Below are 16,280 nucleotides of genomic sequence, written 5' to 3'. Positions count from 1 at the left end.
TCCTCAAGATTGTTCAATAGTATATCATTTAAAGTGAAATATGTGCAAGCACCATTAATTTTATTGGACTTTTAATTATACTTTAGAGTATAATAATTTAGCGTATAATACTCTGAACCGAGCTTTGGGAGAGAAAATTCATGTTCTTTGATCGCCACCAAGAATTAGCTGCTTTAGAGCGAATGTTTCAGTCAAAGGTAGCGGAATTTTTTGTGTTATACGGCAGGAGGCGGGTTGGGAAAACTGAACTATTGACGCAATTCTGTAAAGGTAAAAGGAGTATTTATTTCCTCGCTAGCCAATTGAAAGAACGGGACCACCTCCAGCAGCTCACGGAAACCGCTCGGCATCTTCTTGATGACCCGTTACTTCAGAGCCTCGTCTTTGACGATTGGGAAACCGCGCTGGTTTATTTCGCACAACAGGCACAAGAAGAACGACTCGTTTTGGTACTTGATGAGTTTCAATATCTCTGTGAGGATAACGCAGCACTCCCTTCGCTAATTCAACGCTTTTGGGACCTACACGGAAAAAATAGTAAACTCTTCTTGATTCTGTGCGGATCGCAAGTGAGTTTCATGGAGCAAGAGGTTTTGGCGGAACGGTCCCCTTTATATGGACGGCGCACTGGGCAACTCCGTTTGATGCCACTCTCCTATCGTGATAGTGGATATTTCTTTTCAGAATATTCTCCCAAGGAAAAACTAATTGCTTACGGTATCCTCGGCGGTATCCCTGCGTATCTCAATCAATTTGCGTTGCGTTCCGCAAACGATTCACAAAGAGCGCTTGAACAGCATATCAAAGACGAACTACTCATGCCCCAAGGGTCCTTATTCGATGAGGTTAATTTCTTGTTGCGCACAGAACTCAGGGAACCGAGAACTTATGCGAGTGTGTTACAGGCAATCGCCGGTGGTGCGACGCGATTAAATGAGATTTCTCAACGGGTCGGACTTGAGCCAACGAACGTGAATAAATATCTCAGCGTGCTTAGAGAACTGAGGTTAGTCAAACGCGAAACACCCGTCACTGACCGGGCACCCCAAAAAAGCAAAAAGGGACTTTATAAAATCGCTGACAACTACGTCAAATTCTGGTTCCGGTTCGTGCTACCGAATCGCAGTCTCATCGAATCTGGAAACGCAGATTTGGTATATGAGGAGATAATTGCTCCGAATCTCCCACACTATATGGGGGAAATTTTTGAAGACATTTGTCGTCAATATATTAACCTGTATTGGGCAGAAAAATCAAAGGTCGCTCCCAAACAGGTCGGGGCGCATTGGGCACCCAACATTGAGATAGATGTACTAACAGAAAACGTTGACGAAAGCCACTCATTTGGTGAGTGCAAGTGGTGGAATGCTCCAGTTGGCGAAAACGTTCTAAATAATCTCATTAGAAAAACCGAGAAGGTTCCGGCTCGCTGGCATCGGGATCCGCGGTACTTGCTGTTTTCTGCGAGCGGCTTTACAGATGCACTCAAACAGAGGGCAGAAAAAGAGGAGATCCTTCTCATTGAGACAGACGATCTGCTTTCGTCTGTCTATTAAACCAACGCATATTTTATAACAACAGATGGAGAAATGGAAATGGCTAAAATTATTACGGGACCCCGTGTCGGGCAAAATGGCACAATCCGCGTTGGATGTTCGGCTGTTATTTTTGATAAGGGTCGCGAAAAGATTCTATTAACAAGACGTGAAGATAATAACCAATGGTGTTTACCAAGCGGAGGAATGGAGCCGGGTGAAAGCGCGAGTGAGACGTGCATTCGAGAGGTCGAAGAGGAAACGGGTTTGCAAGTTAAAATAAAACACTTAATCGGCATCTACACAACCTCAGATGAGTTAGTCGTGTATCAAGACGGAAACAGAATCCAGTTGGTGGCTCTATGCTTTGAAGCGGAAATTGTGGGTGGGGAACTCCGGCTGAGTTGCGAAACAACCGAATACGGATATTTCTCCTATCAAGAGATACAAAAATTGGATCTGCTTTTGAATCACGCACAACGGATCAAAGATGCCTATAGTGGAGAAACGACGACTTTTATCAGATAACAGATCTTTTGGACAGAAGAATCTAAATGCGCGACGTGCAACTTTAATGCGATAACGTGATGGGACGATACGGGTCAATGAACCTGTTGTTCTCATCTTTACGGCGTGGCTCGGGTAAGGCATCGGCTTTGGCACGCAGCTTTGAGAGGGCATCGGCATAGGCGGGTGTATCAATTAAGTTGTTTCGTTCATCCGGGTCCTTGGAGAGATCAAAGAGTTGTTCGGGCCATCCCTTGTCGTTGTCGAATCGGAAATACTTCAAACTCGCCTCTTTGACCATCACAGAGGGGCCGTTCTGGGCACGCCATAGTTCACTGTAAACGGTGTCCTGCCATTCTACTGTATTATCTTCAATCAGCGGCACGAGAGAGTTACCATCAAGTTCATCAGGTGCTGGAATCTCTGCTAACTCGCATATAGTCGGGAACAGGTCGACCAGCGATACGTTCTGCTCAACGATTTTCGGTTCTCGTCCAAATCGCTTCGGATACCAGATGGAAAGCGGTACCCGTGCCGAAGCCTCAAAGTAACTCTGTTTCTCCCAAAGTCCTTTCGTGCCGAGCATCTCGCCGTGATCAGAGAGGAAAACGATAATGAAATCGTCTAAGACATTCAAATGTTCCAGTTTCTCAATGACCCGACCGAATTGTGCGTCCATCCATTCAATCATTCCATAGTACGCCGCGGTCGCTCGGTGCGCCTGACGGTAGGTAACGTCTTCGCCGACTCGGACCCTAAAGAAATCGTCGTATCCAAACTGCTCGTTTGGCTCCTCAACAATTGGCTCTACCCGCTGCATATAATAGGTAAACAGATCGAGTGGACACTGATACGGATAGTGCGGTGCTATGAGGCTTACTGCCATACAGAGCGGATTGAACTTCGGACGATCGTAGGAGGCGTTGACGAAATACTCCTCAAGAAACAGCAGCGCACCATCTACATTGTATTGGTCATGAATCATCCATTGTCCTAAGCCGGGTTGTGCGTCTCGGACTTCCTGAATAACCTTGTCCTGCTTCGGTCCAGTACCCGGTTCTCGTTCGGTCTGTGCGTAGTGTTCATCCTTAACAGCGGGATATGGATAGCCGTTATTACCGATGATGTCGCGTCCTACCCGTTCCTGCCAACCGTGCATCACATCGGTTCCGACGAAGTGCATTTTCCCCGCGCAGCAGGAATAGTACCCGTAATTTCCCAACTGCCCCGGAATCGTTCGGACCTCTGTCGGCATCGGATCACCGAAGTTGAGGCTTCCGCAGTTACGCGGGTAGAGTCCTGAAAGAAAACTTTGGCGTGCGGGGACACAAATCGGGGAAGGCGTATAGGCGTTACGGAAGTAGATACCCTCATCCATAAACCGAGAGAGGGTCGGCGTGCGGATAGCCGTGTCTCCTTCGATTGGTAGGACATCGGGACGGTGTTCGTCGTTGATAAGCAAGAGAATATTCGGTTTATTTTCTCGCATAGTTCTTTGATAGCTGCCGGGGGATTAGTTGTCGGTTATGAATCACTCTACTACAAACGCACTTTTGTTAAGGTATTAAAGGACGTGTGTAGACATAAGTATAAATTTTGAGATAAACCAGTCACCTCTTTGCTGATTGCCGACTGCTGATTGCTGACTGCTAATAAAGAGACATCAATCCTTCTGCACCAGGGATCGGTTTTCGTTCAAATTCAGGGTTAATCCAACGGGCACCGGACGGTCTGCCCGGATTCCGATAGGCATAGACCACACTCCACCGCGTATCACTATCCTCTTTTCTTGGTGACACAGCATGTGCGGCATGTGTCCACATCAACGCGACCGTACCGGGTGGTGCGGATAACGCTTCAATTTCAAGGGGTTCTCCTGTCTCTGGATGCTTTCTTCCTACGAGCCAACCTTCGCGCAGTGCTTCATCCGTCCGGGCATGGATCCTTGCATCCCGATAGAGGTGGCTTCCGGGAACAGCCTTCAAACCACCATCGTCGGGTTCAAATCCGTTGACATAGAAGAAAATACGGACGAACCCCAAACTCGGATTGTCATCGGAGTATCCGTGGCTGTGCCATCCGATACCGCCATTACCGCCTGGGCGATTGAGACTCACACAGTGATCGTATCGGATATCTTCACCCAGAACCTTCCGTGCGAGTTCAAGCATCTGCGGATGTGCAATCAGGCTCTCAAGGTAACTGTTGTACTCCGCAGAAAAACGGTTCGGTTCATGTCCTTCTCTTGGTGTACGGGAGAGTTCATGAATATAGGAGAGTGAGTTCGTCAATTGCTCCTGTGCATCCGGCGTGAGCAAGCCAGACAAAACGAAATGTCCATCCTGATCCATTTTTTTTCGTTCTTCTTCACCAAACGTATACGGATGAAAAATGGGGGGGTGTGGCATCGCAGAAGTCCTCCCTTTAAACATCTTTGTCAGATTCTTCTGGAGGCTTGTAGTACGAGACGTATTTTACGCCTTGCCGTTTACGCTCTTCCTGCCGTGCTCTCAGATACGCAGAGAGTTCCTCAATAGAATTGAACTTGGCAGCGAATGCCTCTTTCATCCGATAGCATTCCTCAAGGATGGGATCCGTGTAGTCTTCAGGGATCTCTTTCATGTGAAATTCCTCCATTAACTCTATAGGTGTGTAAATAGTTATTGGATTAAACCCTGCTTCTTGGCAGACTTGATTGATATGATCACGCTTGTTTTCATTCACGATATGCTTATGGTTCCACGATACAAGGTATTCAATACTGTGTACCGTGGCGATAGCAATATGTTCTGCATCCGGAGCCGATCTTTGTGGCACAGCACCAGCATTCAGCAATTTTTGTGCAAGCAAATCTGTCTCCGGTGATGTTTCCAATACCCTTAAAAGCGATAAAACTTCAAGTCGCTGCTGGGCTGCGATTACATCGCCTTCCTTGACTTCATCAAGAACTACATCTGAAACAACAAACTCAAACCTATCCGTAGACTCCTCCCACAACCGCCGAGTTGCTTGTTGCCAAGACGCTACGGTTGCAGCAGCACTGGGCCGTGACACTAAATAACTCACAACCGTCGTCTCAATATAGACTTTCGGTTTCTCCGCTGCAAAGTATATCATGAAATTCTGTTGTTTTCAAATGAAATTCAGTCGGTGTTGAAATACTGCTATTTCAGTTCAGGTCCCGGGTTCCGATTCCATTTTAGCGGTTCGACATCACTTTCACAGACCGGCGCAAGTTCAGCGATCCGTTTCCAATCTGCCTCCGACCAAGCGAGACGCTGCCGGAGTCGTCCGATATGTGCCTGCATTGGTGTTGGCAACAACGCAAAAAACGGATGATACCAGAGCGTAATCACAGTCCGACGTTTATCCGATTGATTGCCGTGTGAAGCATGTAGCAGCCGAGAATCCCCAATAACCAAATCTCCTGCCTTCACGGGTATGTCAACCTCACCCGAAAAGTGTTGATATGCCGGATGGTTAGCATCATCAACACGCTGGAGTGCTTCGCCGTGGGCATCGGGCAGTATATCGTGCAGCGGATGTCGGTTGAGATGTGAACCTTTAATCACACGGAGACACCCATTATAAGGTGTTGTGTCAACCAAATAATACATGAGGAACAGTTGCTGAGGCAATGCCGTGTAGCTGCACGGATCGTTCCAACCCCACCAGTCCTGATGCCAAAATAGCGGTGGACTCTGAGGTGGTTTGCTGATGACATACCCTGACGACCATTTCGGTCTCAAGAACCCCAAAGCCTCAAGAGCCTCCAGTGTCCGAGGATAAACAACGAGTTCCGCGAACAGTGAATGCATATACACGCTAATCATGCTGCCAGAGGAGCGATAGGCTTCGCGTTGGTCTTCCGTTTGTGCGTCAAGCAATTCATCAGTCACCGTCCGAAGTTGCGTAAGCATCTCTTCCTTCAAGACATCCGCAACGACACAGTACCCGTCAGCGATTAATTGATCGTATTTCTCTTTCCGTTTTTCGACTTTCATGTTTGCTCCTGTCGCTATCACTTTTCAGCCACTATGGAAAACCCATTATTGGAACTTACTTAAGTCACTAAATCAAACCACATTCACAAACGGCTGTCAAGCGAATTCTTTATCGCTCCGATCTTGACTTTTTTCTCAGATATGCTATCATTACATTAACGCCGATCAAATAAATCAAGTTATCAATAGAAAGGAAAAAAGAATGTCGAATCTTGTAAGCCAACAAATTCGTCTTAAGAACCGGATCGTGGGTATGCCCAAGGAAAGCGACTTTGAACTCGTAGAGGCACCCCTTCCCGAACCCGCAGCAGGAGAGGTCCTCGTCCAAAACCTTTACACATCAGTAGACCCGTATATGCGCGGCGGCATGCGCTCCGCTGAACTCGGTAAACCATTGGAAGGTAGATGTGCAGGTCAAATTGTACAATCAAATAGCGGTCAATTTCAGGTCGGGGACTATGTGACAGGAATGTTAGGATGGCGGGACCACTACGTCGCACCAGCAGGGAGCGTCACCGCCGTTGACACAACGATCGCACCCCTCCAATCGTTTTTAGGCGCGGTTGGTATGCCGGGACGCACCGCTTACTTCGGATTTCTGGAGATCGGTCAACCGAAAGCAGGCGAAACAGTCTTCGTGTCCGCCGCAGCGGGTGCGGTTGGCTCAATTGTGTGTCAGATTGCCAAAATCAAAGGGTGTCGAGTTGTCGCGAGTGTAGGCTCTGATCAGAAAGTCGCGTGGCTACTTGAAACAGCAGGCGTTGATGCTGCATTTAACTATAAAAATGTCGACGATTTGGAAGCCGAGCTTAGGAAGCATTGTCCAGACGGGCTTGACATCTACTTCGAGAATGTGGGAGGCAGACATCTCCAAGCAGCACTCGCCGTAATGAACATGCATGGACGTATCCCTCTGTGTGGGATGATTTCTCAATACAACGATGTTGAACCTACGCCCGGTCCGACAAACCTCAGTTCTGCCATCGGCAAACGGATCCGGTTACAAGGGTTTATCGTTACCGACTTCATGGAGCGGAACTCTGAATTTTACAGCGATATGCGGCAGTGGATAACTGAAGGTAAAATACAGTGGGAAGAGACGATCATAGAGGGCTTAGAGAATGCACCAAAGGCGTTTATCGCGCTTTTCACAGGCGAGAAACTCGGCAAGATCATCGTCAAAGTTTCTTAATGTTCCTTGCGGTTTGTTGAGGCGGCATTGGCAAAATGGCAGTCAGCAGTCAGCAAAGAGACTTCCACTAAACGAGAGTTTTTTAACTGATGGCTGATGGTCTCCGATAGCGCTAAAAAAAGGAGTTTTACAATGGGAACCAGAACTGCACGTGCCACAGTAATGAGTGGCAAAGATTTTGAAATCCGAGAATATCCGATAGTTAAGCCTGAACCCGGCACAGTACTCGTGCGTCAGGAGTTAGGCGGTATTTGCGGCACTGACCTCCACAACTGGGAATTTCAGCGCATCAACCATGATATTATTCTCGGACACGAGAATGTCGGCGTGATTGAGACTTTAGGGGAAGGAGTCGAAACGGACTACCTCGGAAACCCCGTTAAAGTAGGGGACAGAGTTGCGCTCTCGCCCAGTGGTGGTCTCGGATTTTCTCCGTCGGAAGAAGCACCGTATCTGCGCGGTGGCTTCAGTGAATACATCTACCTTTCAAATCCATCAACAAATATGTTCCTCAAAACCGATCTGCCACCCGAAATCGCCGTTCTCGCCGAACCGGCTTCGTGTGCAGCGCACTGTGTGTCCCGCGGCAAAATCGAATTCGGGGATACTGTTGTGATTCAGGGGACCGGTCCCATCGGTCTGCTCGCGCTTAATTGGGCAAGAGTCTCTGGTGCCGGAAGACTCATCGTCGTCGGTGGACCTCCGGGAAGGCTTGAAATGGCGAAAAGGTTGGGGGCAGATCTCATCATTGACATCGCCGAAGTGCCTGATCCTGAAGAACGAAAGCGGATCGTCCGAGAAAATACCTCACAAGGCGAAGGTGCGGATGTCGTCTACGAATGCACTGGTTTTCTCGCTGCTATCCCTGAAGGCTTGGACTATATCAGGTACGGTGGAACTTACGTTGTATACGGGCATTTCGTGGATGTTGGCAGCTTTGACTGCAATCCAAACCAGATGTTAATGCGCAAAAACCTTCGATTGGAAGCCGGATGGGGTTTTGAAAGGAAGCATTTCCTACGTGCCATTCCAATGCTTGAGAAACATGCGTCCCTTTTTGATGGATTCGTCAGTCATATTCTTCCGTTAGAGGATGTATCCAAGGGGTTCGACGCTCTCCACGGCAGCTATCACTTAGACGGCAAGGACGCGATTAAGATCGCTGTTCAAGGCGGTGTTGCTGGGTAATTCGGGGCTATAAACCTCTCGCATAAGCTGCTATATCTTAAGTCGTGGGCGCGGCTGAAAAACCGCGCCTGCAGCCCTGTTTAGGCAAATGCGTCCTCTTCCACATCATTCAGAAATACACGCGCATTATTCTGCAAAGCGGATCTATGCAGAGCCGCCTCAAACACAAGTTCATTCCATGCCGCTTCACCATCTGCGGGGAAGGCTGTATCGGCATGCATCGCTTTGATCACACCATCAGCCATCCGCTTGAAAGACTCCGGCATTTCTGGGTTCCCCTCTTCTGCTTCCCACACTTCTTCTACTTCTGAACTATTCGCTTTTCTGCGGGAGTAGGAGCCTTCCAACCCTTTTGCCTCTGCATAAAATTCATCGCCGAGGACCTTAACTCGAAGGGGATGGTCGTCGTAGCCCCAGAGATTTGTGCCACTCAAGGAGCCTATGACCCCGTTTTCCCAACCGATATGAATCAAACGTCTCCAACCACCACTTTCATTCGGATCACCGACAACGCTTACCCACTCCGGTCTCCCAACTGTCCAGAGAATCTGATCAATCACGTGAGACCAACAGTTGAAGTGTGCACGCGCGTGTACCATGCGAATCTCACCCAACCGTCCCTCGGCGACATCGTCGTGCAATTTACGGAAATGGTGCATAAATCGGTAGTTGAAATCAATCCCGAATTTGAGGTTGGAGTCGCGCCACGTTGCGATAGCAGGTGCCGCAATGCCGAGGTCCTCTTCACGGACACGATCCTGTCCCTCTAATCCACAGAGTGGTTTCTCAGTAAATACATTCTGTCCGGCTGCGAGCAATTCGCGCAGTGGTGGGATACGTCGGGTCTCATTGACAATGAGAAGCACAAGATCCGGGTCACAATTCGCTAAGAGCTCCTCAATCGTTGGGTACCCCGGTACCCCAAAGTGTTCTTTCGCGTTCGCGAGGAGTTCAGTATCCATATCGCAGACAGCCACGACCTCCGCATCCGGATGGGCGTGAAAGTTTCCGCCGTGCATCATTCCCATACCTCTACCGCTGATAAGTGCACATTTCGTCATGACTAAATTCCTTTCTGTTTACCAATTGTTCAATTTTAGGTGTCCCCACACAGTCGCGAGTTTTCCTTCAGGTTGAACGGCAAGTCCGTGCGGATCAAAGTTTTCGGCGAAGATTTCCGCCTCGTGCTCAGGCGTGGCTACAATAACGTTATCAACGCCATAGATACCGAATTTCCAGCAGTCAAAACTGATATTTCCCGACTTGTAAGTATTGTCCTTGATTTCCCATTCGGCGACCTGTATCTTTTTATCAGTGACATCCCAGATATGAATAGTCACCCGCTTTTCCTGCGTCATTAACGCCGCTTTCAGTATGAAACGATCTGATCCTTGCGCGTAGTTCGCCTGTGCTTGTCCGCCTTTCACTGGAAAGGGTTGCCAAGCGTTAACAGGTCCAGCTTTATTCGTGGTTACCTTGACATTACTTCGTCCCCACCAGCGCATCCAATAAGAACCGTTCGGTGTCTGCCGTAACGCGCCGCCACCGTCTCCCTGTCCACTCCATTCTATGATGAACCACTCATAATAAATGATGATATCATTGAAATGTTGAGCAGACCGAAGACTTACGTAGTCCCCGCCAGATTTTCCCTGGTCCAAATAGAGAATACCATCCTTCGGGTAGACAAATTTGGGAGTGTTTGTCCGCCATTTAGTGGTTAAATCCAAATCTCCCTCAAAGTCTTCCTGCAACAAGATTTCCGCTGCCGCGTCAAACGTTCCAAAAACGAGCATCGTCAGAATCAAGGCATATCCGATTATACGCATCATTTCTTAACTCCTTTGTTAATATTCATTAGAATTATGGAAACGAGGCGAAGTTCACCCATTCAAGTGACATCGAAAACAATCAGAGGGAGTATATCAGAGAGAATAAAAAACCTCAAGGAAAACTTTTTTAGGCACACCAAAACGGACTTGGCATTTTTCCGATTTTACTTGTGGACGCTTTCTCAACATGCTATACTCTGACACTGTATCCTATGTTTGAAATGTTTAAAACTACAAAAAGGTGCGGAGCGTGTACAATATGATGAATCCAGAAATGACGATCAAAAATCTACAAGAATACATCGGAAACGCGCGTGAATTGCGAGAATTGCTGTGGGCAGATCCGCACCGACCGCGCTATCACCTAATCCCACCCGAAGGGTTTTTCAACGACGCAAACTGCACCATTTTTTGGAATGGACGATACCATGTCTTCTACCTCGGACGGATGCCAAATCCGAATGCAGATGAATGGCTCCCTGTTCTCGACCACTCCTCCAGCTACGACTTAGTGCATTGGATACACCACCCGCCCGCGATAAAACCGGTCACTGACAACTCAATGCCACGCGGGGTATACAGCGGAGACGCTATTGAAAACGCACCAGTTCCAACGCTAATTTATCATGTGCCGAATCAGGGCACTTGTATCGCAACCAGCGATGATGACGATTTAATTCAGTGGACCCCTTCGCCTGCAAATCCGGTTATTCCGATCCCTGATGAACCACAAGAATATCATGTCTTCGATCCGTGTGCTTGGTATGAAAACGGGACCTATTACGCGCTCATAGGGAACAAAAACAGCCGACCCGGATACGAAGGGGATGCGACCAGTCTTTTCCGATCGGACGATTGTATCCAGTGGGAATATTTGGGTCCATTCTATAAATCCTCGCGCCGTTGGACAGATGAAGTTGAGGATTGCGCCTGCCCCGATTTCTTTCCACTCGGTGACAAATATATGCTCCTGATGCACGGGCACCGTCCTTACGGTATGGCGCACTACTACCTCGGACGTTATACCGATGAGCAGTTTTATCCCGAAGCACATGGACGTATGAACTGGCAGGGTGGACAGCTCTCTGGACCTGAAACGCTCCTTGACGACAAAGGACGGCGCATTTTCTTCGGTTGGATTCGTGAAGCCCGTCCTTGGGAGAAACACGGCTGGGCTTCTGTGATGACGCTACCGCGGCTGCTATCGTTAAATGAAGATGGAGACCTCTGTGTTGAACCCGTGCCAGAACTCGAAAAACTCCGCACCAAGCATCATCACCAAGAAACGATTCAACTCAAGGCTGATACAGAACGCAATATTGAAGCCGTAAGCGGCGACTGCCTCGAACTGCGGTTAGAAATCGCTCCGCGAAGTGCGACAGAATTCGGTGTGAAGGTACGCAGGTCACCGGACGGCGAAGAAGAAACCGCCATTTCCTTTTCACCAACCGACGAACGCCTTAAAATCGATCTCACGAAATCAACTTTAGACGATGAAGTCCAATATCCACGCTTCACACCACGAGACGAAGATGGCGGCGAACGTTACACAAACTCGCAGGAAGCACCTTTCAAACTGGCTGAAGGTGAATCCCTGAAACTCCATATCTTCTTAGACAAATCTGTAATGGAAGTTTTTGTCAACAGTCGGCTGTGTCTCACGCAGCGTATCTATCCGACGCGCGAGGATAGTCTGGGTGTCTCAATCTTCGCACGCGGCGACGAAGCAATTTTAGACAGTTTAGACGCATGGACAATCACCCCAACTGTAACATGATTATGTCAACAGTCTCAGGAAAATTATGACACTTCAACAACTCCCAACAATAGGCGTTATTGGACTCGGAAGTATGGGCGGAAGGATGGCGAAAAACCTCCATAACGCCGGATATCCGCTTATCGGATACGACATTGATGCCGCAAAATGCACAGCACTCACTGCAACCGGAGCAACTGCGGGGAACGATACTGCCGAAGTTGTTAAAAACAGCGCTGTCGTCATGACCAGTTTGCGTTCCTCCGATGTCTTCTGCAGCGTTGCTGAACAACACTTCATCCCCAATGCAAACGAGGATCAGATCTTTATTGATTTAGGCACGACAGAAGTAGAGAAAACAAAGGAACTGGCGACAGCATTCGCCGAAAAGGGTGCCACACTGATAGACGCTCCCGTGAGCGGTGGACCACATGGATCCGAAACAGGCACACTTCGGATTTTTGTCGGTGGCGAGGCAGAAGCTGTCAAAAGGTGCCGTCCGATCTTAGAAGTTCTCGGAGAACCGAAATACGTGGTCTATTGCGGTCCGAGCGGCTCCGGGCAGATCGTCAAAGGCGTAAACCAACTGGCGATGGGACTTGGGGACGCAGCCTTCATGGAGGCAATGGCTTATGGTGTTTGTGCAGGCGTGGATCCAACCGCAATCCGTGAAGCGATCGGTATGGGCGATGGTTGGCGTGGACAGTTCGATAGAATCGCCAAACGTATCATAGACGGAGAAGGTGGAACACTCGTCGTCAAATATCCAGAATTGCCCTATTTCCTTGCAGCAGCGGAAGCCGCGGGGTTTGAGATTCCGCTAACCGAAGCACTCTACGAGTTTTGTAAGAACGAAAATTATGAGATGTTTGACAACATGAACCGTCCCTCGCGTTCATTTTGGCGGACATTGACAAAAGATTCGGAAACGGAAAAGGATTAGTCTGCATCGAAAGCCCGTAAAATGTCTTCATCAACGGTGAAGTCTAAATCGTCCAGCATCTACAGTCGGGGGTCTTTCTGAACAAAGGTTTGTGTTAAATTTTACCACTAATTTGCTCATAATCTATACGGACTTTAACCTCGCGCGGCACGTTGACGGAAAAATCGGATAAGCGGTTTCACATACGACTCATCTGTCCTGATATGAATAGAATCGACCTGACTTGCTCGAAAAATCTGCCGACGTTCCGCATCGGCACGCTGATTAAGTTCCGTATACATTCGTCGTGCCTTCTCGGAACGCGTATCTAAAATGACCGTTTCTCCGCTCTCAGCGTCCTCCAATTCGATGAGCCCGACATCCGGCAACTCCACCTCACGTCTGTCCTGCAAGGTAATCGCGATAAGCGAATGTCGCTTGCCACTCAAGCGTAACTGCTTTTCATACCCTATATCCTTGAAATCTGATATGAGAAACACAACGCTGTGCGGTTTGAGCACACGATCAACGAACGACAACGCCGTTTCAATGTTTGTTCTGGATTGTTTCGGTTGAAAATGGAGAATGTCCCGAACGACGCGTAAGACGTGTCTTTTCCCTTTGCGTGGTGGGACGAAGTGTTCAACAGTATCTGTAAAGCAGATAAGCCCGACTTTGTCGTTGTTTTTGATGGCGGAAAAGGCGAGGAGTGCCGCAATTTCGGCGGCAATTTCTGCCTTCGTTTCGGCGATACTACCGAAACTGGTTGAGGCACTCATATCCACAACCAACATCATCACGAGTTCGCGTTCTTCTACGTACTTTTTGATGTAAGCCTGTCCCATCCGTGCGGTGACATTCCAATCAATCGTCCGGATTTCATCGCCTACCTGATACTCGCGGACTTCATCAAAGGTGATCCCTTGTCCTTTGAAAACACTCTCATACTCTCCAGCAAAGACGGTGTTAACAAGACGATTGGTAAATATTTCGATACGTTGGATTTTTTTGATTATCTCTTTTTCGTTCACCGATTGTATTCCTGCTGTAATCTTTTATAGCAAGTTGGAGACTGCAAGTATCAGGGAAAAGACTTGCTTAACTATGGCAATACCATTATACTATCACGAAAAAATAGAGGGTTCAATGCCTTTTTAATGTTTATTGGTGGTCAGCGGTCAGTGTGTGGAGACACAATTTAGGTCATTGCCGGATATTTTCTTTGCCGACGGCTGAAAGCCGATAGCCAATTTCAGGATACATAATGCAAAACGTTTTTTTGGATAATACTTCAATTGAAATCCATCGTGAAATCCAAACCGGGAACATCCGTCACGTCGTTTTCGATTTCGACGGGACAATCTCGCTTATCCGAGACGGTTGGCAGAACGTGATGGTACCGATGATGGTTGAATACCTTCAAACGGAAACGGATGCCCCCGAGACAGAAGCGGAACTTGAGGCGATTGTCGTTGAATTTGTGGATAGGTTGACCGGTAAACAGACGATCTATCAGATGATGCAGTTAAGCGAAGAAATTGAGAAACGTGGCGGCGCACCGAAAGAACCGCTTGCTTACAAAGATGAATATAACCGCCGATTGCTGCCTATTGTTGAGGAACGGATTGCTGGACTCGCAGCAGGAACACTGCCTGCCGACCCACTTCGGGTGCCGATGTCCCTTGAATTTCTCCAAACGCTGCGTGAGATGGGGATAAGCTGCTATCTTGCCAGTGGAACAGACGTTGAATTCGTCAAAAATGAAGCGTCGCTACTCGGTGTTGCCCCGTATTTTGACGGTGGCATTTTCGGTGCGTTGCGGGAATATAAGAAGTTTTCCAAAGCCATGGTTATCCAGAAAATCATCGCAGACTTCCAGTTGAGTGGCAGCGAATTGCTCATCATCGGAGACGGATACGTGGAGATCGAAAACGCTAAAACGGTCGGAGCAATCGCTGTTGGTGTCGCGTCCGTAGAAGATAATATCTATAATATGAATGCCGATAAACGAGAACGTTTGATCCGTGCCGGTGCAGACATCATCATCCGCGATTTCCGAGAAGGCACGCAGCTGCTAAACTATCTTTTCAATTCGTAAAATTTACCTCATAAACAGATTTACAAGGAGTGATTATGACGAGCTATGCCAAAGCGTCCGTTCATCCCTCAGAACTACGTGAATTTCAAGACGACCAAACGGGCGCGCATATTTATCAACTTACAAACGATACTTCTATCAACCATAACCTTTACTTCCTTACCTCCTCGTTCACGCCTGACCAAGAACATCTTATCTTTACCTCCTACCGTTCAGGAAAACCGAATTTTTTCAAACTGGAATTTCCCAACGGCGATATTGTGCAGCTGACGGATGCCGATGAGGTTCACGGCTACTCCGGCGTGATTTCCAAAGACGGCACCGAACTCTTTTACACGCAAGCAGACGCTATAAAGGCAATCCATCTCAATACTTTTGAGGAACGTGTGCTTGCAGAATTTCTCAATGGAAGTCTCGGCGAATGTAGCGTCAGTGCGGATGAGCGGTTTATCGTAACAGCCATGAAACGCGACGACAAATCGCATATCACCGTGACTGCTACAGATGGCAGCGGCGGCGAGGTTATCTATACGTCTCCAGATCAGACGATTATCCATCCGCAGTTTCATCCGAAACACCCTGATCTCATCGCATATTCCGGCGACCCTGCACCCCGGATGTGGACCATCAAACGGGATGGCACAGAAAACCGTTCGCTCTATCAGCACGACAATAACGAGTTTCTTGTCCACGAAACCTTCCTCGGCGCGTTAGATGAATTGATTGTGACGCATTGGCCCTACGCCCTTCGGCGGATGTCTTTGGAAACCTTACAGATGCAGACGATTGCTGATTTTAACGCGTGGCACATCGCCAGCAATCGCGATGGGACAAAGGTGTTGTGTGACACCGTCCACCCCGATATCGGTCTGCGTTTGGTTGACGTGGAAACTGGTAAGCATACGCCTATCTGTCATCCGCAAAGTTCATCAAGTGGCAGCCAGTGGAAAACATCTCGGTACGCACTCGCCGAGGATTGGGCAGCAGCACAACAAGCAGGCGACAGAGAAAAATCTCTCAGTTGGATGGAGATGAAGGTGGACACCGTTTACGGACCGCAATGGACACACCCGCATCCCTCTTTCAGCCCAGACGAGACCGCTGTCGTGTATACATCGGATGTATCAGGGCATTCACAGGTTTACGTTGCTTTGATTCCATAAGGTTGGAGATATGAAATATATTTTTACAACATGAGTTTGAGAAAAGGCAAATTTTGACAGCAGGTTTATTTTTGGGAGGTCAA

Annotated in this window: 15 protein-coding genes; 8 read left to right on the top strand and 7 right to left on the bottom strand. The window is 48.2% G+C overall.

Features of this window, described 5'->3' with window-relative positions:
• The first annotated feature begins 140 nt into the window (after positions 1-140).
• Both OXH39_10595 and OXH39_10590 read left to right on the top strand, forming a co-directional pair.
• Entirely contained in the window at positions 141-1,556 is a 1,416-nt protein-coding gene (locus tag OXH39_10595) for an ATP-binding protein (protein ID MCY3550894.1), read from the top strand.
• Positions 1,557-1,595: 39 nt separating this feature from the next.
• A complete protein-coding gene (locus tag OXH39_10590; protein MCY3550893.1) occupies positions 1,596-2,063 on the top strand; it encodes an NUDIX domain-containing protein in 468 nt (155 codons plus the stop codon).
• A gap of 43 nt (positions 2,064-2,106) precedes the next feature.
• Here the strand turns inward: OXH39_10590 and OXH39_10585 are convergent, their stop codons facing one another.
• The 4 genes from OXH39_10585 to OXH39_10570 all read right to left on the bottom strand — a co-directional run bounded on the left by OXH39_10585 (position 2,107) and on the right by OXH39_10570 (position 6,046).
• Positions 2,107-3,531, bottom strand: coding sequence for a sulfatase-like hydrolase/transferase (locus tag OXH39_10585; protein MCY3550892.1), 1,425 nt, complete (start codon positions 3,529-3,531; stop codon positions 2,107-2,109).
• A 160-nt stretch (positions 3,532-3,691) separates the two neighbouring features.
• Positions 3,692-4,450, bottom strand: a complete 759-nt coding sequence (locus OXH39_10580; GenBank protein ID MCY3550891.1) for a phytanoyl-CoA dioxygenase family protein — start codon at positions 4,448-4,450, stop codon at positions 3,692-3,694.
• 16 nt (positions 4,451-4,466) lie between these two features.
• Positions 4,467-5,159, bottom strand: a complete 693-nt coding sequence (locus tag OXH39_10575) for a type II toxin-antitoxin system VapC family toxin (protein ID MCY3550890.1) — start codon at positions 5,157-5,159, stop codon at positions 4,467-4,469.
• 47 nt (positions 5,160-5,206) lie between these two features.
• Positions 5,207-6,046, bottom strand: coding sequence for a phytanoyl-CoA dioxygenase family protein (locus tag OXH39_10570; protein MCY3550889.1), 840 nt, complete (start codon positions 6,044-6,046; stop codon positions 5,207-5,209).
• A gap of 202 nt (positions 6,047-6,248) precedes the next feature.
• Between OXH39_10570 and OXH39_10565 the strand changes: the two genes are divergently transcribed.
• Together OXH39_10565 and OXH39_10560 are read left to right on the top strand one after the other, a co-directional pair.
• Positions 6,249-7,238 (top strand): NADP-dependent oxidoreductase, encoded by a 990-nt coding sequence (locus OXH39_10565; protein MCY3550888.1) that lies wholly within the window; start codon positions 6,249-6,251, stop codon positions 7,236-7,238.
• Between the two features lie 132 nt (positions 7,239-7,370).
• Positions 7,371-8,426, top strand: coding sequence for a zinc-binding dehydrogenase (locus OXH39_10560; protein MCY3550887.1), 1,056 nt, complete (start codon positions 7,371-7,373; stop codon positions 8,424-8,426).
• A gap of 80 nt (positions 8,427-8,506) precedes the next feature.
• Here OXH39_10560 and OXH39_10555 read toward each other — a convergent pair whose 3' ends face one another.
• Together OXH39_10555 and OXH39_10550 are read right to left on the bottom strand one after the other, a co-directional pair.
• Positions 8,507-9,487 (bottom strand): Gfo/Idh/MocA family oxidoreductase, encoded by a 981-nt coding sequence (locus OXH39_10555; protein ID MCY3550886.1) that lies wholly within the window; start codon positions 9,485-9,487, stop codon positions 8,507-8,509.
• Between the two features lie 18 nt (positions 9,488-9,505).
• Positions 9,506-10,258 (bottom strand): hypothetical protein, encoded by a 753-nt coding sequence (locus OXH39_10550; GenBank protein ID MCY3550885.1) that lies wholly within the window; start codon positions 10,256-10,258, stop codon positions 9,506-9,508.
• 259 nt (positions 10,259-10,517) lie between these two features.
• Here OXH39_10550 and OXH39_10545 point away from each other — a divergent pair, with 259 nt between their 5' ends.
• Both OXH39_10545 and OXH39_10540 read left to right on the top strand, forming a co-directional pair.
• Positions 10,518-12,035, top strand: a complete 1,518-nt coding sequence (locus OXH39_10545; protein ID MCY3550884.1) for a glycoside hydrolase family 32 protein — start codon at positions 10,518-10,520, stop codon at positions 12,033-12,035.
• A gap of 25 nt (positions 12,036-12,060) precedes the next feature.
• Positions 12,061-12,957, top strand: coding sequence for an NAD(P)-dependent oxidoreductase (locus OXH39_10540; protein MCY3550883.1), 897 nt, complete (start codon positions 12,061-12,063; stop codon positions 12,955-12,957).
• 134 nt (positions 12,958-13,091) lie between these two features.
• On the opposite strand, the gene OXH39_10535 is transcribed toward OXH39_10540, so the two are convergent.
• Complete coding sequence (locus OXH39_10535; protein ID MCY3550882.1) at positions 13,092-13,967, bottom strand: DUF58 domain-containing protein; 876 nt, start codon at positions 13,965-13,967, stop codon at positions 13,092-13,094.
• Positions 13,968-14,200: 233 nt separating this feature from the next.
• Here OXH39_10535 and OXH39_10530 point away from each other — a divergent pair, with 233 nt between their 5' ends.
• Positions 14,201-15,034: an HAD family hydrolase gene (locus OXH39_10530; GenBank protein ID MCY3550881.1), complete on the top strand. Its 834-nt coding sequence runs from the start codon at positions 14,201-14,203 to the stop codon at positions 15,032-15,034.
• A gap of 35 nt (positions 15,035-15,069) precedes the next feature.
• Positions 15,070-16,197 (top strand): oligogalacturonate lyase family protein, encoded by a 1,128-nt coding sequence (locus OXH39_10525; protein ID MCY3550880.1) that lies wholly within the window; start codon positions 15,070-15,072, stop codon positions 16,195-16,197.
• Positions 16,198-16,280 lie beyond the last annotated feature (83 nt).

It is taken from the genome of Candidatus Poribacteria bacterium (assembly GCA_026702755.1).
GTDB lineage: Bacteria > Poribacteria > WGA-4E > WGA-4E > WGA-3G > WGA-3G.
This window is presented reverse-complemented; position numbering and strand designations above follow the sequence as displayed.

What these genes read in the sequence shown, in the direction of transcription:
- OXH39_10595 (MCY3550894.1), top strand. Translation starts at nt 141, where the DNA reads ATGTTCTTTGATCGCCACCAAGAATTAGCTGCTTTAGAGCGAATGTTT.
- OXH39_10590 (MCY3550893.1), top strand. Translation starts at nt 1,596, where the DNA reads ATGGCTAAAATTATTACGGGACCCCGTGTCGGGCAAAATGGCACAATC.
- OXH39_10585 (MCY3550892.1), bottom strand. Translation starts at nt 3,531, where the DNA reads ATGCGAGAAAATAAACCGAATATTCTCTTGCTTATCAACGACGAACAC.
- OXH39_10580 (MCY3550891.1), bottom strand. Translation starts at nt 4,450, where the DNA reads ATGCCACACCCCCCCATTTTTCATCCGTATACGTTTGGTGAAGAAGAA.
- OXH39_10575 (MCY3550890.1), bottom strand. Translation starts at nt 5,159, where the DNA reads ATGATATACTTTGCAGCGGAGAAACCGAAAGTCTATATTGAGACGACG.
- OXH39_10570 (MCY3550889.1), bottom strand. Translation starts at nt 6,046, where the DNA reads ATGAAAGTCGAAAAACGGAAAGAGAAATACGATCAATTAATCGCTGAC.
- OXH39_10565 (MCY3550888.1), top strand. Translation starts at nt 6,249, where the DNA reads ATGTCGAATCTTGTAAGCCAACAAATTCGTCTTAAGAACCGGATCGTG.
- OXH39_10560 (MCY3550887.1), top strand. Translation starts at nt 7,371, where the DNA reads ATGGGAACCAGAACTGCACGTGCCACAGTAATGAGTGGCAAAGATTTT.
- OXH39_10555 (MCY3550886.1), bottom strand. Translation starts at nt 9,487, where the DNA reads ATGACGAAATGTGCACTTATCAGCGGTAGAGGTATGGGAATGATGCAC.
- OXH39_10550 (MCY3550885.1), bottom strand. Translation starts at nt 10,258, where the DNA reads ATGATGCGTATAATCGGATATGCCTTGATTCTGACGATGCTCGTTTTT.
- OXH39_10545 (MCY3550884.1), top strand. Translation starts at nt 10,518, where the DNA reads ATGATGAATCCAGAAATGACGATCAAAAATCTACAAGAATACATCGGA.
- OXH39_10540 (MCY3550883.1), top strand. Translation starts at nt 12,061, where the DNA reads ATGACACTTCAACAACTCCCAACAATAGGCGTTATTGGACTCGGAAGT.
- OXH39_10530 (MCY3550881.1), top strand. Translation starts at nt 14,201, where the DNA reads ATGCAAAACGTTTTTTTGGATAATACTTCAATTGAAATCCATCGTGAA.
- OXH39_10525 (MCY3550880.1), top strand. Translation starts at nt 15,070, where the DNA reads ATGACGAGCTATGCCAAAGCGTCCGTTCATCCCTCAGAACTACGTGAA.